Genomic DNA, 24877 nt, shown 5'->3' with positions numbered 1-24877 from the left:
ACTATGTTTATCTGTTAGCGTTCAGTTTTCATTCTCAGACGCATTTATGTCACCCTGAGCGAAGTCGAAGGCTTGTTAGTTGTAAAGGGCTTCGACTTCGCTCAGCCTGACAGTTTGGGGTTTTAGTCTGAGGTTTCAGGTTTCAGGTTTCAAGTTGCGACTGAAAACTGCGACTGAAAACTAATAAGTATATTTCACGAAATTGATAATATATTTAGACGTCAGTTCGGGATATTGATGTTGGGGGGCGTGACCGGTTTCAGAGTAGACGATTAATTGCGAGTTGATCATTTGATTGATAAAGGGATACCAGTTTTCTACCGCAAAACTAATATCATGATCCCCGGAAATAACTAAAATCGGAGTTTTGGTTTTTTTAAGCTGTTCTCTCAGGTTTAAAATATCTTCCCGAAAACTGTCACCTCCTGAAAAATAGAGTTGAAAGACGTCCATGGTAGAGGGGATTTTTCCGATGTCGATTTTTTTATGGATTCTGTCGTGCGATACTTTTGCAGCAGCACGACTGGTTTCTGATTTTGGTTCGAAGAATAAAATGATTTCATCCTCAAAATCATTTAGCGGTTTTAGCACCACATCTAAAAAAGCAGGTTCAAGAGGGACTTTGTTTTTACCGGGAGGATTTGTTCCAAGTAAAATAGAATGTGTGACCAAATTTGGATATAATAAAGTCGCTGCCTGCGCTACCAAACCACCGTAAGACCATCCTAAAACGATAATAGTGCCCAATTTTAACGCATCGGCCAGATCTTTTACATCTTTGGCTACAAGCGCTATATCAGGAGCCAAAGTTCCTGTTGAAGAGCCGATGCCGGAATAATCAAAAGTGATTACATTAAATTTTTTAGCCATTACAGCTATAAATAAAGGATCCCAGGTGTCGAGTGTTCCTCTAAAACGGTTTATGAAAAGTATTGTTTTTCCTTTGCCGTAGGAGCGATACGCAATTTTTCGATCTCCTGTTTCGGCAAAACGAGTCTCTGTTTCATAAATTTTTTTCATACTTATAATTTAAAATTGGAAAAAAAAGAAGCGTATTTATAATCGGATTTTAAAGAATGTCCTGGCGTAAAAAAGAGAAATCTTCAATTAAAAACGGTTCTGCTTTGTTTAATGATGATTTAAGCAGACAAATGTTAAACCAAATTTGACGTTGTTTGAAATGCGATAATTTCCGCTTTCTGCGAACTTTTTAATTTGCAACAATTGAATTTCAAGATAAAAAGAAGCATCACTTTTGATGTTCTGTTTTTGCTGTTTCCTGAAATTCCGGATTTAATAGGCTAAAAGTATGAAACTTTTTGGTGCTTTAAAGTTAACTTATTGTAAAACAGTATTTTCAAATTGTAAATAAATCAGAGAAACGACCAACTACTTTTTTAAGCTACCGGAATTTGCGATTACCCGAAAGTAAAAGTTTAGTGCTTGTAGCTGTCGAATGTGTTTTTACAAGGTCTTTTTTTGTAATTTGGCTATTGAAAAAATAAGCAAACAGATGCCGTAAATCGTATTTATTCGAATTACGACTAAAAGCTTAAGTAACTACCTTTTATAAAATTTCATAAAAATAGAATGAACATAATTAGAATTCCTGATGAGCTTCTGGCTGAATCTTCACAATCGGTACAAGTTTTCGATTACAACAGTACGCAGGAAATTTCGAAGCAGCAGATCATTTTGAACCAGAACATATTTAGCTTTTTAGTAGAAGGCACAAAAGAGATTATTTTGGAGAATTCGTCTTTATCCATCACTAATTCAAAGTTCCTCATAATGAAATCAGGTCATTGTTTAATGACAGAAAAACTTTCTGAGACCAAGAATTATAAAAGTGTACTTCTTTTTTTTTCAAATGATGTTTTGCTGAAATTTATACGAAAATTTAAACTAAACAGCATTGAACCGACTGATTATAAACCAGTTTTTTCCTTTGAATATGATGTGTTTATAAAAGGATTTGTCAACAGTTTATTGGATATTTCAAAGCTTTCAAAAAATACACAGCGGGTATTATTAGAAGTTAAGTTTGAAGAAATCATGCTGTACCTGATAGAAACACGCGGAATAGATTTTATGCTGTCACTAACTTTAAACAATAGTGTTCCGACGCAAAAATTTATTCGTATTGTAGAGAGCAACCAGTTGAGTAAATTAACTTTAAACGAGTTGGCTTTTTTATGTGATATGAGTATTTCTACTTTTAAAAGGGAATTTGAAAAACAGTATTCCGAATCACCTAGTAAATGGTTTCAAAACAAAAGATTAGAATATGCACATTCTTTGCTCAATCAGGAGCAAAGAAGTTCGTCTGAAATATATTTTGAAGTCGGTTATGAGAACCTGTCAAGCTTTATTCAAGCCTACAAATCAAAATACGGGGTCACACCAAAACACCATCAGAAAATTTGAGCTTTTAGCAACAGTTTTTGAACCGGATGCTATAATTTCTAAACGGCTATGCGATTTAAATTTGTTTAAAATTATAAATCGCAATAAAATGAAAAAAGCAAATTTGATTCTGGTACTATCGTTAGTTTTCTCCGTTACCCTTTTCGGTCAAAAAACATTTACGCTAACCAGTAATGACCTTGGAGGAGAAATTACAAAAAAGCAAGAATTTAGTGGATTTGGCTGTTCCGGTGGTAACCAATCGCCACAATTACTTTGGAAAAATGCTCCGGAAGGAACCAAAAGTTTTGCCATAACGATGTACGATCCTGATGCGCCTACAGGAAGTGGGTTTTGGCATTGGATCGTATTTGATATTCCTGCAAACGTAAATGAATTGGTAGCCAATGCCGGGAACATAAAACTTAATCTGGCACCAAAAGAGGCTATTCAAAGTATAACCGATTATGGAATAAAAGGGTTTGGAGGAGCATGTCCACCCGAAGGACATGGATTTCATCAATATATACTAACTGTTTATGCTTTAAAAACTGATAAATTGGGCGTTACTGAAAATACAAATCCAGCTATAGTGGGGTTCAATCTTTGGAACCAGACATTGGCAAAGGCCAGTATTGTGGCTTATTACAAAAGATAGAAAATTACTCTGTTTTAATAGAATAAAAAATACAACGATGAGGTTGTATCATGAGTGAATATTGTATATAGACCCTGTAGAAATTATTTTTGCAGGGTTTACTTCAAAAAAAACATTTTGTAATTTTAATGTAGGCTGGTTTAGTTTTGCTTGTTTTTAATTTTTCCGATATAAAAGGTACTTCCTATAATTAGAACAATCAAAGCAGAGTAAAAATAACTAATCATATAATTGGTGTTGTGAATATAAACATGCAAAAAGTATTCAGTTGGATAGATAAAACCATAAGTTAGTAATCCCAATCCGGAAATTAAAAGAGTGTAAATAAACCATTTCATAATTTTTTGCACTATTTGTTAATATTTAAGGGGTTAAAAGAAATTTTCAAATGAGATAATGAATTTCATTTCTGTATGTTTTTTGAAACCACAGTTCCATTACATAATAACAAGAATATCACATCTACAATAAACTCTAATTCTGATAGTAAAGGAATATGATAGTAATGTTATGTTTATGAGATAATAGATATACGTATAAAATTGTTTTACGGATGTAATCATCTTATGTTTTAATGTTCTTGCGATTTTTGAATTGAAGGACATCTTCTTTCAAAAAATAAAGAATTGAAAAAGAGCAATCCGGTTTATTTTTCAGAGCAGGAAAGGGGTATCAAGTGAGAGAAAAGTAGACACAAAAAAGATTAAACTCTGGAAATAGATTCTAAAAAATAATAACTGAAACGCATTTTGTAAAATTATTTTTTGTCTTAACGAATAGCCATTTAAAAAAAAATATAAAAAAAAGGGAAGCCCAAAAGCTCAATTCAATCCGAATTGAGCTTTTGGGCTTTATCTGCTAAGAAGAAAAAAGAAGGCAAAAATGTAGAGCCATTATTTAGAAATGTGGAAAAATACAGGCTCTTTGTATTGTTTTCTTGTTTCATATTATAAAATGAAACCTGTTTAAAAAGAAATGAAAACTAAAAAAAAGTTAAATAACTTAATTTTAACGATAATAGTGGTGTAAAAAAAACATGGTCATTTTTTGAAAGAAGACAACTCCTTTTTTTAAAGTCAGTGATTTAAATTTTTTATCGGTCTAAAATCCAAATTATAGAATATGAAAATTAAATTACTATTTTCCATTGCATTTGTTTTTGTTGGTTTGAATATTCATTGTCAGGAAAATCAAACTCCTAAAGTAAGACCTTCTGACGGCAGTGTTCTTCCATTTCCTGAACCGCCTACAGCAAGTATAGCCGGAGAATCATTGGCAGAAAGCAAACACGTAAGGAGAAAATACCCAAGCCATTTACCAAAAGATGCACCCAATATTGTAATTGTTTTAATGGATGATGTTGGTTTTGGATTGCCTTCTACTTTCGGAGGAGAAGTAAACACACCAACCTTATCAAAAGTATACAACAATGGTATTGCCTACAATGAGTTTCATACTACCTCTATATGCTCGCCAACAAGAGCTTCTCTTTTAACAGGTCGCAATCACACCCGCGTTGGAAACGGTACAATCGCCGAACGTGCAGTAGATTGGGACGGTTATACCGGAATTATTCCAAAAGAAGCAGCAACAATAGCAGAGGTATTAAAAAATTACGGATACAGAACCTCAGCCTTTGGAAAATGGCACAATACTCCGGCGAATCAAACCTCTAAAATGGGACCTTTTGATTACTGGCCGGTTAATTATGGTTTTCAGCATTTTTATGGGTTTTTGGGTGGCGAAACCTCTCAATATGAACCCCGATTGATCAATGATTTTACGCCGATCGAACCTCCACACAAAGAAAATTATCACTTATCAGTTGATTTGGCTGATAATGCGATCGAATGGTTAGAAGATCGTAAAGCTTTTGCACAGGACGAACCTTTCTTTTTATACTTTGCTCCTGGTGCTGGTCATGGACCTCATCATATTTTTAAGGAATGGGCCGATAAATACAAAGGTAAATTCGATGATGGCTGGGATGCCTACAGAGAACGGGTTTTTAAACGTCAGAAAGCGATGGGTTGGATTCCAAAAGATGCACAACTCACAGAAAGAAATGAAAAAATGGCTTCCTGGGCGAGTATTCCGGAAAACGAAAGACCTTTTCAGGCTCGTTTGATGGAGATTTTTGCCGGTTTTGTAGAGCACTGTGACAGCCAGGTAGGTCGTATTTATGACAAGATTGATGAAATGGGTTTAAAAGAAAATACCATTTTTATTTATATCTGGGGAGACAACGGTAGTAGTGCCGAAGGTCAAAATGGCTCTATCAGCGAATTATTGGCTCAGAATAATATCCCGAATACGATCGCACAGCAAATTTCTACTTTAAAAGAGTTAGGCGGGCTGGATGTATTAGGAACCGCACATACTGATAATATGTACAATGCCGGATGGGCTTGGGCAGGAAATACACCTTTTAAAAATACCAAATTGGTAGCGTCCCATTTCGGAGGAACCCGAAACCCGCTGATCATCAGTTGGCCAAAAGGAATTAAACCGGATAAAACACCTCGTTCGCAATTTCACCATGTCAATGATTTAGTGCCAACATTGTATGATGTACTAGGTATTACACCTCCAAAAGTGGTAAATGGTTTTGACCAAATTCCTCTGGATGGAATCAGTATGAAATATACTTTTAATGATCCTAAAGCCAAACCGGCTCCAAAAACACAGTTTTTTGATAACAATGGTAGCCGTGGTATTTATAAAGACGGTTGGTACGCCTGTACTTTTGGACCGCTTTATCCATGGATTCCGGCACAAAAAGGATTAGCAGAATGGGATTCTAAAAAAGATGTTTGGGAATTGTATGATTTGACGAAAGATTATACACAGCACAACGATTTAGCAGCTAAAAATCCGAAGAAAGTGCAAGAGATGGAAAAAGTATTTTTAGATCAGGCGGGTAGTAATAAAGACTTCCCGATTGGTGCCGGAATCTGGTTGCGTTTGCATCCGGAAGATGTAATTACGTCTCCCAATACAAGCTGGACTTTTAGTCAAACCAGTACCAGAATGCCGGAGTTCTCGGCACCGGGTTTAGGTAAAAAGAGTAATAAAGTACTTGTTGATATTGATATTCAGGAAAATGCAAACGGAGTATTGTACGCTTTAGCAGGAGCCGGAGGAGGACTGACCTGCTTTATGGAAAACGGTAAAGTGGTTTATGAGTACAATATGATGCTTATACAAAGAACAACTTTGGAATCTAAAGAAAAATTAAAAGCAGGAAAACATACTATCGAAATTACAACCGTCCTTGCAAAACCATTAGCGCCGGCAACAGTTACCATGAAAATTGACGGTACAGAAACAGCTAGTGGGACAGTACCTATGACGGTTCCGGCAGCATTTAGTGCCAACGAAACTTTTGATGTGGGTACTGATTTGGGTTCTCCGGTTTCGTTACGCTATTTTGATAAAGCTCCTTTTGCGTTTAATGGAAAAATAAATTCGGTAAAGGTGGATCTCATAAAATAATTAATAAAAAAGGATATCTGTTTAAAATATAAACTGCAGACTATGAGAGTTAAAGAAGTATTTAAACCGTTTTTTTTATTTTGTCTGACAATTTTATGCTGCACTTTTGTGAATGCACAAGACGTACTTCCGTTTCCTCCTGCTCCGTCCGGATCTCAAGCTGGAGTAACCATTGAGACTTCGACCTATAAAAAAAGAGTTGAGCCCAAACATCTGCCGGCTGATGCACCAAATATTTTAATTATTTTAATGGATGATGCAGGACCGGGAGCAACATCAACCTACGGAGGGGAAGTAAATACCCCTACATTAAGCAGAGTTGCAAAAACAGGAATTTCGTACAATCGTTTTCATTCTACGGCCATGTGTTCACCAACCCGTGCTTCTTTGCTCACGGGACGTAATCATACTCGTGTAGGAAACGGACAGATTGCAGCTATTGCAAATGATTTTGATGGTTTTAGTGGTACAATTCCGAAAAGTTCGGCGACAATGGCAGAAGTTTTAAAAGACTATGGATATAATACAGCCGCTTTTGGGAAATGGCATAATACTCCGGAAGAGCAGATTACATCAAAAGGCCCTTTTGATTATTGGCCAACAGGTTATGGATTTGAATATTTTTATGGTTTTCTTGCGGGAGAAGCTTCACAATACGAGCCAACTTTGGTTAGAAATACTTCTTATGTCGAGCATCCGAAAACATCCGGAGGACATAATTATTATCATTTATCAGAAGACATTGCTGATGACGCTATTCATTGGTTGCAAGAGCAAAAAGCATATGCTCCGGAGAAACCGTTCTTTTTGTATTGGGCACCGGGAGCAGCTCATGGACCTCATCATGTTATGAAAGAATGGGCAGACAAATACAAAGGTAAATTTGATGACGGTTGGGATGCTTACAGAGAAAGAGTGTTCAAACGTCAAAAAGAAAACGGCTGGATTCCACAAAATACGCTGCTCACTCCACGCGCAACGTCTATGGCTTCTTGGGCAAGTATACCGGAGGCAGAAAAACCATTTCAACGTCGATTGATGGAGTTATGGGCCGGATTTGCAGAACATGCAGATTATAACGCAGGCAGGGTTATTGACGAAATTGAAAAACTTGGAGAATTGGACAATACCATTATTATTTACATATGGGGGGATAACGGTTCCTCTTCAGAAGGACTTAATGGTACAATTAGTGAACAATTAGCACAAAACGGAATTCCAACCAAAATCGAACAGCATATTGCTGCCTTAAATGAACTAGGAGGCTTAGAGGTGCTTGGCGGACCAAAAACAGATAATATGTTTAATGCCGGTTGGGCCTGGGCAACCAGTTCACCCTATCAGGGAACCAAATTACAAGGAGCTTATTTTGGAGGGATTCGTCAGCCGATGGCGATTTCGTGGCCTAAAGGGATCAAACATGATAGTACGCCAAGACCACAGTTTCATCATGTAGTTGATATCGTGCCAACAATTTATGAAATTAATAAAATTCCGGCTCCACAAGTAGTAAATGGATTTCCTCAAGATGGATTAGACGGGGTAAGTATTGTTTACTCATTTACCGATCCAAAAGCACCCGGAACCCATCATACGCAGTTTTTTGATATTATGGCCAGTCGTGGAATCTATCAAGATGGTTGGTTTGCAAGTGCCCGTGGACCAAGAGAACCGTGGGTAGGAGGAATTCCAAAAGGGATCAAAGAATGGTCACCACTAACAGATACCTGGCAATTGTATAATATAGACGAAGATTGGTCTCAGGCAGTTGATTTGGCGACAAAAGAGCCTAAAAAATTAGAATCTATGAAAGCTTTATTCTTAACAGAATCAGCTAAAAATAAAAATTTGCCTATTGGCGGGGGATTGTGGTCCACGGCCTTATATCACCCTGAAGATGCGCCGGCTTCGCTACTTACAGAATGGTCTTTTGAGTCTCCAATAAAAGGAATGCCGGAATCGGCTGCTCCAAAACTTGGAAAAGTTAGCAATATAGTAACCTTAGAAGTTGAAGTTCCGGAAAATGCCAATGGCGTTTTGTATGCCCTTGCGGGTTTTTCAGGTGGAGTAACTTGTTATGTAAAAGAGGGATACTTAAATTATGAGTTTAATTTATTTGAAGTACAACGCACGAAAGTGAAGTCGAAAGATAAATTGCCAACGGGTAAAGTTAAAATAGAAGTTGAATCTAAATTGGTGGATAAAATTGGTGGTGCGATGAATGTAACACTTAAAGTAAATGGTTCTGCAGTAGGGCAAGGTACTGTTCCTGCCGCAATGTCTCTTCATTTTACTTCTAATGCAACATTTGATATTGGTACGGATCTGGATTCTCCGGTTTCTTTAGATTATTTTGATCAGGCACCCTTTACATTCAACGGAAAAATCGGTAAGACCTCAATAAAATACGTAAAAAAATAAAAGAATGAAAATCGTAATAAAACAGATCAGACTTGGATTTTTAGTTTTACTGGTAACACTGTCGAACAAAAATTTTGCGCAAGGCGACGGAGCGAGAATGCTTTTATGGGGACCAACAGGAGCAACGGGTTTAATACCCAAATGGATGCATCTGAACCAGAATATAACCCCTGCTAATATTTTGGTTAATGGAGCAGACCTTACCATTAATGCTTTTCCTGTTACCCTGATTCATAATTTTAATTTGGGTGGGAATTTTGCTCAGATTATGTTAAATGCAGTACCGGGTAATGTTTCAGGAACTTTAAATGCTGCCGCATTAAGTAATCTCAATTTGCCGTCAACAATTGACGTAAGTTCCGGAGGTTTTGCGGATGGTTTTATCGGATTTAAATACGGATTAATAAATCAACCCGCACTGAATGTTAAAGAATACGTGGCGTATCAGCATAAAACTTTTTCGATGATGGGGTATTTCAGAACTTGGTATTCCGGCTCTTATGATAGAAATAAAGCGATGAATCTGGGGAGTAACCGATTTACGTTTGAATTGGGATTTCCAATGAATATTCATCTGAGTAAGGATCCCAAAAGAGTGACGTGGTTAGAGGTTTACCCATCGGTGCAAATGTATACGACCAATAGTGATCCTACTTTTATAACCCGGGCGAGAGAAACCAAACAAAAACCGCTGTTTGCTATCGAAAATCACTTGACTCATAATTTTACAGAAAAATTCTGGGCCGGCGCAGATTTGAGATACCAATACGGAGGAGCATTAGAATACGACGGAGTTAAACAAGACAATAAAATAAATGCATTGGGCGGTGGTGCGACAGTTGGTTATCAAATTATACCCCCTTTGGGAATTAATATGTCATATGCCGGCGTTTTTTCGAATCCGTCGAATGTAGATGCCAATATGTTTAAAATAACAGCCGTTTTTACCTATGTTAATTTGAAGAAATTGAAGTAGAAAAATCGAAACCACATGTTGACCTTGAGTCAAGGTGATTAATAGTAAAAAATAAATGTTATGAAAAAGATACTAGTTTTAGGTATGATTTTGTTGGCAGTTCAATTGACAACTGCTCAAAAAGTGATAAGAAAAAATAATAATGTGGTAAACAATAATAATGTCGGTTCCTGGCGTGTGATAGGCAGCAGATCGGTTACACACAATGCCGATCATGACAAACTTGATGTGACCCATCGGGATTCCTTTAGAAAATTAAAACTTAAGGTGACAGATTCGCCGCTTAACATGCAAAAAATGGTCGTAGATTATGAGAGCGGGGCACCTGAAAATATCGAATTAAGACAAAATATCGCCAAAGGAGGAGAAAGCAGAGTAATTGATCTTCGCGGAGGCAAACGCAAAATCAAAGCCATTCATTTTTGGTATGACACCAAAGGATTTTTAAATGGCAAAGCAGAAGTGACCGTTTTTGGCATGAAATAAACAGCATGAAATACTTCCCAAATTTTTAAACCTACTCTTTTTTTGATACCGGATTAATTCTGATTCCCAATGAGGAATTACTAAGGTCAAAATTAAATTTATGTATGTTACCAGGTTAGACGTTTACAATTTTTGTAATTGTGAATGATCTGATTAATGTTTGAATAAAGTTTTTCCACTATAAATAAGTATACTATATGGAACAAGATTACCAAACAAGACTTTTTGGATACAGAATTATCAGAAAAGGAATAATTTTTTGGAGCCTAATTTTATTTTTCGGCAATCTTATCAGCGTAAAAGCTCAAAATTGTACGGTTAATGCAGGTGTGCTCAATGAAACTATTTGCGCCATAGATCCTATGATGTTGCAAGGAAATAGTCCGGCTCCAATTATTGGTACTGCAAAATGGACACAAATAGGCGGGCCGTCTGTTACCATAACATCTCCAAATTCACCTACTACAACAGTAACCGGATATACCGGTGGAAATACCTATGTTTTTCGTTATTCGGCGATCTGTGGTGACGGTGTTGTGGCTTTTCAGGATAAAACAGTTATTGTGGTACCAATTACGGTAGCCAATGCCGGAGCCAATATCGCTTCGTGTCCTAATTCCACAGGAAGCATTGCTATTTCAGGGAATGCCCCTCAAAACCCGGGAGAAACCGGGCATTGGGAAATAACGGGAGCAAATAATGCAGGTGTTGTTATGAATTTTCCAACGTCGGCTACTACAACTTTAACACTGCCAACAACGAGTTGCGGTGTGAGTACATTGACCTGGGTAATTACAGGACCGGAATATTCACCCGGAAAATTTTGTTCCTCTTCTTCTTCCATAACTGTTACCAATTATGGAGGGGTTACACCAGTTAGCGCAGGATCAGATATTACGCTGACGAATTGTTATACGACTACGCAAAATGTGAATTTAAATGGTTCTTTCGGAGGTTGCGGATTAAATGGTCAAATGGGAACCTGGACCTTTGTCAGTGGACCCAACACACCAATAATTGGAAACCCAAATTCGAGTTCAACCAATGTTTCTAATTTACAGGAAGGAACTTATGTTTTAAGATGGACAGTTGTAGGACCTTGTGCATCGGGCAGCGACGAAGTAACTATTACAGTGCCAGCTGCTACACAAGACGTAACCGTACTTCCGGGAGGTACAGAACGTATTTATTTTTGTGATCCTACCATTAATCAGGTAACACTTTCTGCACCGGCGCCTTTGTATGCCGGTGAAACGGTTTTATGGACACAAATTGGTGGTACAACATTGCCTCCGGGATCTATACAATCGCCTGCAAGTCCAACAACTTTAGTGACAAATATTTCGGATGCAGGAGATCCTTATACTTTTCGATACACTTTAACAAACTCTAATACAGGCTGTGTTTTTACAAAAGATTATGTGGTAGAATATAAAGAGTCGACGCGAACCATCTCCGTAAATGGTGGAGAAGATCTTTATGGAAATTGTGAGCAAACTCAATTTACGATACCTATAGTTGTAACAGGAACAGGCTATAATCGATATAGAATTTTAGATGGTCCGATTGGTTCTCCTCTTGGTCCATTTCCGACGGCTCCTTTACAAATTGGAGAGACCAGTGTGACTTTGCCGGATTTAACAGTACCGGGTACTTATTCACTGCAATTTGCCAGAACAGAAGATGGAAATTTACCCGTAGGCTGTGATTATGGTTTTGATAGTATAGCGGTTATCGTATCTGCACAGGCTACACCTTCAAATGCGGGATCAGACGTTAGTTTAAATTGCGGTATGACAGCAGCACCTTTGGAAGGAGTTGGTACAACGGCAGAAGGAACTAGCTATTGGACACAATTAAGTGGTCCAAACGAGGCCAATATAGTAGACCATACGGCTCAGAATACCATGGCGACCGGTTTAATTCCGGGAACGTATGAATTTCAATATATTACAAAAGGAGGAGGTTCCAGATGTCCTTTTTCTACTGATAACGTGACTGTTTATGTTTCAAGCGGTATACTTTCAACAGTGAGTGCAGGACCGGATCAGGGGGCGTGTATAAATTCACAGCTTACTATGAATGGTAGCATTCCCGCATCGGGAGAATATGGAATATGGTCTCAGGTTTCCGGCCCCGATGTTATTGTTTTTGCAGATTCAAGTAATCCTACTACTATGGCAACCGGTTTTTTAACGGCAGGAGGGACAAATGTATTGCGATGGACCATAGGTTATTTACATCCGGGAACAAGTGGTTGTAGTACGCCAATTTCAGATGACATATCGGTATTAACTTCTGTAGATATGGCGGGTACTGTGGCTATGGCGGGTACTGATGCTTGTTATCCGACTAATACAACCACAATAAATTTAAATGCCAATACACCCGCAGTTGGTGAGCAGGGTACATGGACTGTTAATCCAAGCGCAGGAGTAGTTTTTGCCGATAATCATGACCCTCAGACAGCTGTTACAATTCCCGGTGATAATTTTTATAAATTTATCTGGACGATTACTTTAACCGGTGGTTCTTGCGGCAATTCTTCAGATTCAGTAGAAGTAACCGTTGCTGAAAATCCGGCAACAGCAGGAGCCGGTCCTGATCAAAGTGTTTGTGGTACAACCGTAACCATGGCTGCAACTTTGTCCAGTGGGGCTGTTGGGGTATGGTCAAGAGTTTCCGGTTTTGGTGATTATACAATTAGTAATGTAACAGATCCAAATGCTGTATTTACATTTGAGAGCAGTGGACCTTATGTTTTTCGTTGGACGGTAACTGCAGGTTCTTGTTCAACAGCATCAGACGATGTTCGAATCTTACTTGGTGTACCACCACAAGTTGCAAATGCAGGTCCTGATCAGGAAATTTGCAATGGAACTTCAGCAACGATGGCAGGAAGTTCTTATAATGAGTTTTTTGAAGGGGGTGAATGGTCGCTTTTAGCAGGAGCACCCAACATACCCTTGATTGTTGATCCAATGGATCCTAATACGGTAATTAATAATCTGGTAGAAGGAAAATACGTTTTTAGATGGAAGGTAACAAGTACGGAAAACTTTTTATGTCCGATATCATTTGATGATGTTATTATAGAAGTTGCAGCTCCGGCTTCGGCAGGATCTGATGCCACCTATTGTGATGTATCAAGTGTACAGTTGATCGGATCAGAAAATTCCACAGGAACCTGGACCTTAACAAGTGGTAATCCGGTAGGGGTTACTATTACGCAATCACCATCAAACAGTTACGTGGCCAATGCAACAGTGGTTCCTGGAAATACCTATGTCTTTACTTATACTACCAGTACCTATAGTTTTACATCAGGAAATACTTGTCCGGGAAATTCAGATACTGTAACCGTTACCGTAAACAGCGGGGCAAGTGTTCAGCCGGATGCAGGCCCCGATCAAACGATCTGTACGATCGATGTTGGGGGCATAATAACTTTAAATGGAAACACAAAACCAATAGACGTAGCTACTTCAGAATGGGAATGGGTATTACAACCCGGCACAAGTGTGGCTAATATTACCGATATTAATGATCCCGGGACACAAGTTACGGGTCTGACAGTACCCGGATTATACATCTTAAAATGGGTATTTAAAAATTCAAACGGAAGCCCGGGCGGAGGAGGAAGCTGTAGAGATTTATCCGATATCGTTCGTATTAATGTATTCCAGGCTCCAAGTCTGGCCGACGCAGGTCCTGACGATACAGTTGCTTGTCAACGAACTTATACAACCAATGCCGTTGCACCTACAGCAGGAATTGGAAGATGGTCTTTTGCAATACCGGCTGATGATCCGTCAGGAGGACAGGCGGTTATTGACAGCCCGAATAATCCACAGACAACTTTATCAAATGTTACAACTTTAGGAACTTACATATTAACTTGGACTGTGACAAACGGACCATTTACCAATCCATCAACATGTCAGCCTTCTGTAGATCAGGTTTCTGTTATTTTTAATGATGTGCCTCCATCTATTGCAAATGCAGGACCGGATAAGGAATTGTGCGCAGTGACTCAGACCAATCTGGCTGCAGTTCCTCTGACGCAAGGTGTAGGAACCTGGACGCAAACTCTGGGAACTTTGGCAAATATTGCGTCACCAAATGATCCAGCAACTCTTGTTTTTGGATTAACAACAGGGGTTTACGAGTTTACCTGGACGGCAGCGACAGCAAATAATGACGGCTGCTCTTCTTCAGATACAATGCGTATTGAAATTTACGAACAACCTATTAATGCCAATGCTGGTCCTGATCAGACTTTACCTCAGTTTGCTCCTGTAACGTTGGGAGCAACTCCGCCTACAGTTGGGCAAGGACAATGGGTTAAGGTTTCAGGAACTTCTTCGGTGGTTTTTAGCGATGTAACTTCTCCAACAACAGCGGTGTCTGGATTAGATGTAGGGACGACCGTTTTTGAGTGGCGTGTTACAAACGGCCCTTGCGCTGTTGCAACGGATCAGGTCAGTATTACTATAATTGCAAACACCGATTTGGAATTGATAAAATCAGTTACCCCAAACAATGTAAATGTGGGTAGCGAGGTAACTTTTATTATAAGTGTTTTTAATAACCCTAGTACAGGAGGAACCGTAGATGCTACAGGTGTAGGCGTAAAAGACCTTTTACCTGACGGGTATACCATAGTTCCCGGTTCTGTTAGCAATGGGGGAGTATATAATATAGGGGATTCTTCTATAAGCTGGTCTAATCTGAATGTTACACTAGGAGCACTTTTAGATCTTACTTTTAAAGCGACAGTAAATGCAACAGGGACTTATTTAAATTCGGCAGAGGTTGTGGCTTGTAATCAATTTGATATAGACAGTACACCAAATAATAATATTCCGACCGAAGACGATCAGGACGATGCTACAATTTCAATACAATCAGCAGATTTATCCTTGCAAAAATCAGTAGTGCCAACATTGGTAAGTATTGGAGATAATGTTGTTTTCACGGTAGTGGTGTCCAATTCAGGTCCAAATAATGCAACCAATGTTTCGGTTAGAGATCAATTGCCTGTCGGATATACTTATGTAAGTGATACCGGAGCAGGAGCTTACAATGATGCTACAGGAATCTGGACGGTCGGAACTTTAAATAACGGAAATTCCGCCACTTTAACCATTACAGCCACCGTAAAAGTAACGACGGTTATAAACGGTTATCAAAATACAGCACAAGTTATAACATCCGATCAAATTGATCCGGACAGTACACCGAATAATAATGTTCCAACCGAAGACGATCAGGATGATGCTACGGTTACTTTACAAGTTGCCGATTTAGAATTAGCAAAAACGGTTTCCCCGACTAGTACTACAGCCGGAGGAGTGGTAACCTTTACCTTGGCTCTTACTAATAATGGACCGGGGAATGCTACAGGAGTTGAGATTAAAGATTATCTTCCAAATGGCTACACGCTGGTTTCAGGATCCGTATCAAATGGTGGTACTTACGATGCCGCCAGCAGTACGTTGCTTTGGCAAAATTTAAGTTTAGTGAATGGAGGAGCATTGAATCTTACTTTTGATGCAACGGTTAATGTAACAGGTACTTATGTAAATACAGCTGAGGTTACCAAAAGTGATCTTCCCGATCCTGATAGTACGCCAAACAATAATATTCCAACCGAGGACGATCAGGATGATGCTACGATTGTCATAGAATCAGCCGATTTATCGTTACAAAAAACGGTAGTACCAACTGTTGTAAGTATTGGTGATAATGTGGTTTTCACAGTAGTAGTGACCAATTCCGGACCAAATAATGCAACCAATGTTTCGGTTAGAGATCAATTGCCTGTTGGATACACGTATGTGAGTGATACCGGAGCAGGAGCTTACAATGATGCTACAGGAATCTGGACTGTCGGAAATTTAAATAACGGAAATTCCGCCACCTTAACCATTACAGCAACCGTAAAAACAACGACTGTCGTAAATGGCTATCAAAATACCGCACAAGTTATAACATCCGATCAAAATGATCCGGACAGTACACCGAATAATAATGTTCCGACTGAAGACGATCAGGATGACGCTACGGTTACCTTGCAAGTGGCCGATTTAGAATTAGCAAAAACGGTTTCTCCAATTAGTACTACAGCCGGAGGAGTGGTAACCTTTACATTAGCTCTTACTAATAATGGACCAGGGAATGCTACTGGAGTTGATATTAAAGATTATCTTCCAAATGGCTACACACTGGTTGCAGGATCTGCATCAAATGGAGGTACTTACGATGCTGCCAGCAGTACTTTGCTTTGGCAAAACTTAAGTATCACAAATGGAGGAGCATTGAATCTTACTTTTGATGCAACGGTTAATGCAACAGGAACTTATGTAAATACAGCGGAAGTTACCAAGAGTGATCTTCCCGATCCTGACAGTACACCAAACAATAATATTCCAACCGAGGACGATCAGGATGATGCTACGATTGTCATAGAATCTGCCGATTTATCATTGCAAAAATCAGTAGTACCAACTATTGTGAGTATTGGAGATAATGTGGTTTTCACGGTAGTAGTAACCAATTCCGGACCAAATAATGCAACTAATGTTTCGGTTAAGGATCAACTGCCTGTTGGGTATACTTATGTGAGTGATACGGGAGCTGGAGCTTACAATGATGCTACAGGAATCTGGACTATCGGAACTTTAAACAATGGAAATTCCTCCACCTTAACGATTACAGCAGCCGTAAAAGCAACCGCTGTTGCAAATGGATATCAAAATACAGCACAAGTGATAACATCCGATCAAAATGATCCTGACAGTACACCAAATAATAATGTTACTACAGAAGACGATCAGGATGATGCGACAGTTACCTTGCAAAATGCTGATTTAGAATTAGAAAAAACAGTCGCTCCAACAAGTGTGACAGTAGGTGGAGTGGTAACCTTTACCTTGGCTCTTACTAACAAAGGACCAGGAAATGCGACGGGAGTTGACATTAAAGATTACCTTCCAAATGGGTATACACTGGTTTCAGGATCCGTATCAAATGGAGGTACTTATGATGCCGCCAGCAGTACTTTGCTTTGGCAAAATTTAAGCTTAGCGAATGGCGGAGCTTTGAATCTTACTTTTGATGCAACAGCAAATGCAACAGGGACTTATGTAAATACTGCTGAGGTTACCAAGAGTGATCTTCCGGATCCCGACAGTACACCAAATAATGATGATGGAGATCAAAGCGAAGATGATGAATCTGCCGCAACGATCACCATTTTGCCTAATATGGTAGATTTGTCCTTAACCAAAACAGTAGTGAATAATACTTTAACGCCACTGGTAGGCTCTCAGATTTCTTTTGAAATCAGAGTTAACAATAGCAGTCTAAATACGGCTACCGGTGTTCAGGTAAAAGACAAAATTCCAACAGGATATAGTTATGTTTTATTTAGCTCGACTTCCGGTACTTACAATGATACTACAGGAGTTTGGGATGTTGGAGTAGTTAATCCCGGAACAACAGAAATTTTACTATTGACGGTAAATGTAAATGCTACAGGCGATTATCTTAACATTGCGGAAGTAACAGCATGTGATCAGCCTGATATTGATAGTACACCAAATAATGGCGTAACAACAGAAGATGATTATGACACCGCAATTGTGGCACCAGTTTCACTTGCCGCCGACCTGTCTTTAACCAAAACAATTGTCGGAGGAAATACAACACCATTAGTAGGTTCACAAATTTCATTCGAAGTAATAGTAACCAACGGAGGCCCGCAAGATGCGACCGGAGTTCAGGTTACCGATAAACTTCCGACGGGTTATACGTATGCGATTTCGAATACCTCAGCAGGTACTTATGATGCCAGTAGCGGAGTTTGGGATATTGGTGGATTGCCAAAAGGAGAATCAGAAACATTAGTAATTACCGCAACCGTAAATGCTACAGGGGATTATCTTAATATTGCTGAAGTTACCGCAAGTGATTTGCCGGATCCTGATAGTACACCAAATAACGGAGTTGTAACAGAAGACGATTATGGAAGTGTTACAATAACGCCAATTGCTACGGTTGCCGATCTTTCTTTAACCAAAACAATTGTCGGAGGAAATACAACGCCATTAGTGGGCTCACAAATTTCATTCGAAGTAATAGTGACCAATGACGGACCTCAGGACACAAGCGGAGTTCAGGTTGTTGATAAACTTCCTACCGGTTATACGTATGTCAGTTCAACTCTTTCGGCAGGTACTTATAATCCTACCAACGGATTATGGAATATAGGAGGTTTGCCAAACGGACAATCGCAAACTTTAACGATAACAGCAATCGTAAACGCAACAGGGGATTACCTTAATATCGCTGAAGTGACGGCAAGTAGTTTACCGGATCCCGACAGTACACCAAATAATGGTGACGTAACAGAAGATGATTATGGAAGTGTTACGATAACGCCAATTGCTACGGTTGCTGATCTTTCTTTAACTAAAACAATTGTAGGAGGGAACACAACACCATTAGTTGGCTCACAAATTTCATTCGAAGTAATAGTGACCAATGGAGGTCCACAAGATGTGACCGGAGTTCAGGTAACGGATAAACTTCCTACTGGTTATACTTATGCCAATGCAACCCCTTCAGCAGGGACTTATGATGCGACTACCGGATTCTGGAACATAGGTGGTCTGCCAAACGGACAATCGGAAACATTAGTAATTACGGCAACGGTAAATGCAACAGGGGATTACCTTAATATCGCAGAAGTAACCGCAAGCAGTTTGCCTGATCCCGACAGTACACCGAATAACGGAGTTGTAACAGAAGACGATTACGGAAGTGTTACTATAATTCCGGTTGCTGCAATGGCCGATTTATCTTTAGCCAAAACAATTGTAGGAGGAAATACTTCGCCATTATTTGGTTCGCAGATTTCTTTTGAAATAGTGGTAACCAATAGTGGGCCTCAGGATGCAACAGGAGTTCAGGTTACGGAATCGCTTCCTACAGGTTACACTTTTGGTAGCGCAACTCCTTCTGCAGGGACATATAATGCCGGTAACGGAGTATGGAATGTTGGAGGATTACCAAATGGACAATCGCAAACTTTAACTATAACAGCAACCGTAGATGCAACAGGCAATTATACTAATGTTGCCGAAGTTACCGCCAGCAGCTTACCAGATCCTGATAGTACACCAAATAACGGTGATATAACAGAAGATGATTATGCAAATGTTGTCGTAACACCGGTTTCAGGTGTTGCCGATTTATCGTTGACCAAAACGATTGTTGGAGGAAATACAACAGCATTGGTTGGTTCAGAAGTTACTTTTGAAGTGATAGTAACTAATAGTGGTCCACAAGATGTAACGGGAGTTCAGTTAGGGGATAAACTTCCAACCGGATTTACCTATACGCGTTCCAGTATTTCAACAGGAACATACGATGCGACTACCGGAATCTGGAATGTGGGAGGCTTAATAAACGGCAAATCCGAAACCTTAACGGTAAGCGGAACAGTAAATGCGACAGGAGATTATGCAAACATTGCTGAAGTTACCGCGAGCAGTTTGCCGGATCCAGACAGTACACCAAATAATGGTGACGCAACAGAAGACGATTACGGAAGCGTGACGGTAACGCCAACTAGTTTAGCTGCCGATTTATCGTTAACCAAAACAATTGTTGGAGGAAATACAACAGCACTAGTTGGTTCAGAAGTTACTTTTGAAGTAATAGTAACGAATAGTGGTCCACAAGATGTGACGGGAGTTCAGGTAACGGATAAACTTCCAACCGGATTTACTTATACGCGTTCGAGTATTTCAACAGGAACATATGACGCCACTACGGGAATTTGGAATGTCGGAGGCTTAATAAACGGAAAATCAGAAACCTTAACAGTAAGCGGAACAGTAAATGCAACGGGTGATTATCTCAACATAGCTGAGGTTACCGCAAGCAGTTTACCGGATCCTGATAGTACACCAAATAATGGTGACGCAACAGAAGACGATTACGGAAGTGTAACGGTAACACCAACAAGTTTAGCTGCCGATTTATCGTTGACTAAAACCATAGTTGGAGGAAATACCACAGCACTGGTTGGTTCAGAAGTTACTTTTGAAGTAATAGTGACCAATAGTGGTCCACAAGATGTAACGGGAGTTCAGGTAGGGGATAAACTTCCAACTGGATTTACTTATACGCGTTCGAGTATTTCTACAGGAACATACGATGCGACTACCGGAATTTGGAATGTTGGAGGCTTAATAAACGGCAAATCAGAAACCTTAACGGTAAGCGGAACAGTAAATGCAACAGGGGATTACCTTAATATTGCTGAAGTTGCCGCAAGTAGTTTACCGGATCCTGACAGTACACCAAATAATGGTGATGCAACAGAAGATGATTACGGAAGCGTAACTGTAATACCAACTAATTTAGCTGCCGATTTATCGTTGACCAAAACAATTGTAGGAGGAAATACCACAGCGTTAGTTGGTTCAGAAGTTACTTTTGAAGTAATAGTAACCAATAGTGGTCCACAAGATGTTACGGGAGTTCAGGTAGGGGATAAACTTCCAACTGGATTTACTTATACGCGTTCCAGTATTTCAACAGGAACATACGATGCAAGTACGGGAATTTGGAATGTCGGAGGCTTAATAAACGGAAAATCAGAAACCTTAACAGTAAGTGGAACCGTAAATGCAACAGGGGATTATGCAAACATTGCCGAAGTTACGGCAAGTAGTTTACCGGATCCTGATAGTACACCAAATAATGGTGACGCAACAGAAGACGATTACGGAAGTGTAACGGTAACGCCAACTAGTCTAGCTGCCGATTTATCGTTGACTAAAACCATAGTTGGAGGAAATACAACAGCACTAGTTGGTTCAGAGGTTACTTTTGAAGTAATAGTAACCAATAGTGGTCCACAAGATGTAACGGGAGTTCAGGTAGGGGATAAACTTCCAACTGGATTTACTTATACGCGTTCGAGTATTTCAACAGGAACATACGATGCGACTACAGGAATCTGGAATGTTGGAGGCTTAATAAACGGAAAATCCGAAACCTTAACAGTAAGCGGAACAGTAAATGCAACAGGAGATTACCTCAACATCGCTGAGGTTACGGCCAGCAGCTTACCGGATCCGGATAGTACACCAAATAATGGAGTTACAACAGAAGATGATTACGGAAGCGTAACGGTAACGCCAACTAGCTTAGCTGCCGATTTAGCATTGACCAAAACATTGATAGGCGGTAATACCAGTCCGGCATATGGAACCTCAGTAACCTTTCAGATTACCGTAAACAATAAAGGACCACAAGGGGCTGGAAAAGTACAAGTGACAGACAAGTTACCGAGCGGTTATACCTATGTTGTATTTAGTTCTACTGCTGGTGTTTATGACGAAGTAACCGGAATCTGGGATGTTGGAGCAATTGCCAATGGAGCTTCAGAAACTTTATTGATAACTGCAATCGTAAATATTACAGGAGACTACCGCAATACAGCTGAAGTATTTTCTTCAGATTTGCCGGATCCTAACAGTACGCCAAACAATGGAGTGGTAACAGAAGACGATATAAGTTCTGTAATTTTGACTCCGGTTAATACTATTGCCGATTTGTCACTTGAAAAATTGGTAGTAGATGATATGCTGACTCCTTTAGTAGGCTCTCAGATTACATTCCAAATTACATTGATGAATTCAGGACCAAACATTGCTACGGGTGTTGAAGTAAAAGACCTGTTACCTGCTGGGTATACCTTTGTTTTCTACAATGCAAGTTCCGGTTCGTACAATAGAACGACAGGTATTTGGAATCCGGGAATTGTACTTCCAAACAGTAGTCAAACCTTGCTGATAAATGTTTTGGTTAATGCTCCGACAGGTACAGTTAATGAATACTTGAACATTACAGAAGTTACAGCAGCAGACGATTTTGACCCTGACAGTACACCAAATAATGGTATCACGACAGAAGACGATTACGACAGTATATCGGTAACGCCAATTATTGTTATGGCAGATTTATCTATAGAAAAAACAATTATCGGAAATCAAAAACCAAATGTGGGTGATATCGTTACGTTCCAGGTTAAAGTCAAAAATGACGGACCAGGAAATGCGATAGGCGTTGAAGTAAAAGACCTGCTTCCTTCCGGATTTGCTTATATGATGCACAGTGCAACAAGCGGAACCTACACCTTCGCAGACGGAAGATGGAATGTAGGATCAATTCTCAATGGCAACGAACAGATTTTATTAATTAATGCTACCGTTAAACCTGCGACAGGAGCTGCAAACGAATATTTAAACATCACAGAAGTTACAGCAAGCGCGTTACCGGATCCTGATAGTACACCGAATAATGGTGTTACAACAGAAGACGATTATGACAGCATTCTGGTAGATGTACAATTGGCGAATCTGAGTTTAGAAAAAACGGTTAGTAATGTAAAAGCGAATGTTAATGAAGTTGTAACCTTTACAGTTCAGGTTAATAATGCAGGTCCGGTAGTGGCAACCGGCGTTGCTGTCGAAGATTTACTGCCAATAGGGTACAGTAACATTACTAATATCACCGGTGGAGGTATCTACAGCGGATTTAGAATCACCTGGTCTAATTTGCAAATTCCACTGAGTGGCTTGACTTTAACGTTTCAAGCAACAGTTGAAACACCAAATGGTCTAAAAGATTCCGATTATGTAAATACAGCACAGGTTACAGCCAGTGATCAATTTGATCCAAACAGTACACCTGATAATGACGACGGAGATCAAAGCGAAGACGATGAAGACAATGCCTTTATTGAATCGCCAAAAACCGATATCGCGATTATAAAAACAGTCGATGCAACAGATCCTCCAATTGATGCGTTAATCAATTTTACAATTACAGCAGATAACATTGGAAGTCTAAAAGCAACAAATCTAGAAGTACAGGATATTTTACCTACAGGCTATCAATTTGTATCGTCGTCAACAAGTTCAGGAACTTTTGATGCCGGAACCGGAATCTGGAAAATACCTGCTGTTGATGTTAATTCAGTTCAGACTTTAACCTTAAAAGTAAAAGTACGTGACGTTAAAGACTATTTAAACACGGCAAAATTAATAGCCTTAGATCAAATAGATACGAATGCTTCCAACAATCAAAGCAGTGCTACGATTGAACCGGCCTGTTTAAAAATCCACAATGAGTTTTCTCCTAATGACGATGGTGTCAACGATGTATTCTATATAGATTGTATTGCCAACTATCCTAACAATGTACTCGAAATTTACAATAGATGGGGGAATTTGATTTATACACAACAGGGATATAAAAATACCTGGGACGGAACTGCCGACGGATCTTCAAAATTACTACCGGTCGGAACCTATTTCTATATTTTGGATCTGGGAGACGGAACGCCAAAAACATCAGGCTGGTTGTATTTAAAACGATAAGTAGTAAGTAAACGGAATAGTAAATTGCTAATAACATTGAACAATGGTCAGAAGATATAACCAAATTATCGCTATACTAATGCTGTTTATTGCAAACTTTATGTATGGGCAGCAAGATCCGCAATACACACAATATATGTACAATACATTGAGTGTAAACTCTGCGTATGCAGGATCTGCGGGGCATTTGACAATTACAGGGATCTACAGAACGCAGTGGGTCGGGCTGGAAGGAGCTCCGAACACGCAATCCTTTACACTGGATTCTCCCGTCGGAAAAAATGTCGGACTGGGATTATCAATCGTAAATGATGAAATAGGTCCGTCAGAAGAGCAATACGTTGATTTGAATTTCTCTTATTCAATAAAAGCATCCGATACCTACAAGCTTTCCTTTGGGGTAAAAGGAGGAGGAAGAGTAATTAATATCGACTGGTCTAAAGGTTCTTTTAAAGATAACGACGTTCAATTTCAGCAAAACATTCAGAATAAGTTTTTGCCTGTTGTTGGTGCCGGGATTTATCTGCATAGCGAAAAAAGCTATTTAGGATTATCGGTACCTAATTTTCTAACAGACGAACGCTACGATGAGGTTCAGGAAGGTTTGGCAGACGAGCGCATGCATTTGTTTTTAATAGGAGGATGGGTTTTTGACCTTAGCCCGAGTGTCAAATTCAAACCTGCTTTTTTAACCAAGTATGTGTCGGGTGCACCAGTGATTGTAGATTTATCGGCCAATTTTATGTTTAATGATAAGTTTAGATTGGGAGCCTCTTATCGTACAGGAGATTCCTTTAGTGCATTGGCAGGTTTCCAGATTACACCTCAGTTTTTAATTGGATATACCTATGATTATACAACTACTGAACTGCAGAAATTTTCGTCGGGAAGTCATGAGATCATGTTGCGCTTTGAGTTAAAATCAAAAGAGAAAGGACTAAAATCGCCAAGATTTTTTTAAACTAAAGAGTT

At 39.3% G+C, this 24877-nt stretch carries 9 protein-coding genes and 1 pseudogene; 8 read left to right on the top strand and 2 right to left on the bottom strand.

Annotated features, from left to right (window positions below):
- Window positions 1-180: 180 nt before the first annotated feature.
- Window positions 181-1020 (bottom strand): alpha/beta fold hydrolase, encoded by an 840-nt coding sequence (locus ACHRV3_RS21285; RefSeq protein WP_395435559.1) that lies wholly within the window; start codon window positions 1018-1020, stop codon window positions 181-183.
- 570 nt (window positions 1021-1590) lie between these two features.
- On the opposite strand from ACHRV3_RS21285, the gene ACHRV3_RS21280 reads away from it, so the two are divergent.
- Window positions 1591-2427 (top strand): helix-turn-helix domain-containing protein, encoded by an 837-nt coding sequence (locus tag ACHRV3_RS21280; protein WP_395435558.1) that lies wholly within the window; start codon window positions 1591-1593, stop codon window positions 2425-2427.
- A gap of 88 nt (window positions 2428-2515) precedes the next feature.
- On the top strand, window positions 2516-3064 hold the full coding sequence (locus ACHRV3_RS21275; protein ID WP_047778670.1) for a YbhB/YbcL family Raf kinase inhibitor-like protein: 549 nt from the start codon (window positions 2516-2518) through the stop codon (window positions 3062-3064).
- Window positions 3065-3204: 140 nt separating this feature from the next.
- Here the strand turns inward: ACHRV3_RS21275 and ACHRV3_RS21270 are convergent, their stop codons facing one another.
- Complete coding sequence (locus tag ACHRV3_RS21270) at window positions 3205-3402, bottom strand: hypothetical protein (protein ID WP_395435557.1); 198 nt, start codon at window positions 3400-3402, stop codon at window positions 3205-3207.
- Between the two features lie 784 nt (window positions 3403-4186).
- Between ACHRV3_RS21270 and ACHRV3_RS21265 the strand changes: the two genes are divergently transcribed.
- The 6 genes and pseudogenes from ACHRV3_RS21265 (at window position 4187) to ACHRV3_RS21240 (ending at window position 24866) form a co-directional block, all read left to right on the top strand.
- The gene (locus tag ACHRV3_RS21265) at window positions 4187-6559 is read left to right on the top strand and encodes an arylsulfatase (RefSeq protein WP_395435556.1); all 2373 of its coding nucleotides are present in this window, start codon (window positions 4187-4189) and stop codon (window positions 6557-6559) included.
- 42 nt (window positions 6560-6601) lie between these two features.
- Window positions 6602-8116, top strand: a pseudogene (locus ACHRV3_RS21260) (arylsulfatase); the annotation flags it as partial.
- Between the two features lie 868 nt (window positions 8117-8984).
- Window positions 8985-9956, top strand: a complete 972-nt coding sequence (locus ACHRV3_RS21255; RefSeq protein WP_230002868.1) for a transporter — start codon at window positions 8985-8987, stop codon at window positions 9954-9956.
- Window positions 9957-10016: 60 nt separating this feature from the next.
- Window positions 10017-10442 carry a hypothetical protein gene (locus ACHRV3_RS21250; RefSeq protein ID WP_053004322.1) on the top strand — a complete coding sequence of 142 codons (426 nt, stop codon included), beginning with the start codon at window positions 10017-10019 and terminating at the stop codon, window positions 10440-10442.
- 197 nt (window positions 10443-10639) lie between these two features.
- On the top strand, window positions 10640-23905 hold the full coding sequence (locus tag ACHRV3_RS21245) for a PKD domain-containing protein (RefSeq protein ID WP_395442790.1): 13266 nt from the start codon (window positions 10640-10642) through the stop codon (window positions 23903-23905).
- A 43-nt stretch (window positions 23906-23948) separates the two neighbouring features.
- Window positions 23949-24866 (top strand): type IX secretion system membrane protein PorP/SprF, encoded by a 918-nt coding sequence (locus ACHRV3_RS21240; protein ID WP_230002866.1) that lies wholly within the window; start codon window positions 23949-23951, stop codon window positions 24864-24866.
- Window positions 24867-24877 lie beyond the last annotated feature (11 nt).

It is taken from the genome of Flavobacterium sp. FlaQc-49 (assembly GCF_044005985.1).
GTDB classification, from domain to species: domain Bacteria; phylum Bacteroidota; class Bacteroidia; order Flavobacteriales; family Flavobacteriaceae; genus Flavobacterium; species Flavobacterium cupriresistens.
The sequence above is the reverse complement of the archived record's forward strand: the minus strand, read 5'-3'. Positions and strand labels throughout refer to the sequence as shown.

Excerpts from the sequence above, each read along its gene's own strand:
- ACHRV3_RS21245 (WP_395442790.1), top strand. The coding sequence starts at position 10,640 with ATGGAACAAGATTACCAAACAAGACTTTTTGGATACAGAATTATCAGA.
- ACHRV3_RS21255 (WP_230002868.1), top strand. The coding sequence starts at position 8,985 with ATGAAAATCGTAATAAAACAGATCAGACTTGGATTTTTAGTTTTACTG.
- ACHRV3_RS21240 (WP_230002866.1), top strand. The coding sequence starts at position 23,949 with ATGGTCAGAAGATATAACCAAATTATCGCTATACTAATGCTGTTTATT.
- ACHRV3_RS21275 (WP_047778670.1), top strand. The coding sequence starts at position 2,516 with ATGAAAAAAGCAAATTTGATTCTGGTACTATCGTTAGTTTTCTCCGTT.
- ACHRV3_RS21265 (WP_395435556.1), top strand. The coding sequence starts at position 4,187 with ATGAAAATTAAATTACTATTTTCCATTGCATTTGTTTTTGTTGGTTTG.
- ACHRV3_RS21280 (WP_395435558.1), top strand. The coding sequence starts at position 1,591 with ATGAACATAATTAGAATTCCTGATGAGCTTCTGGCTGAATCTTCACAA.
- ACHRV3_RS21285 (WP_395435559.1), bottom strand. The coding sequence starts at position 1,020 with ATGAAAAAAATTTATGAAACAGAGACTCGTTTTGCCGAAACAGGAGAT.
- ACHRV3_RS21250 (WP_053004322.1), top strand. The coding sequence starts at position 10,017 with ATGAAAAAGATACTAGTTTTAGGTATGATTTTGTTGGCAGTTCAATTG.
- ACHRV3_RS21270 (WP_395435557.1), bottom strand. The coding sequence starts at position 3,402 with ATGAAATGGTTTATTTACACTCTTTTAATTTCCGGATTGGGATTACTA.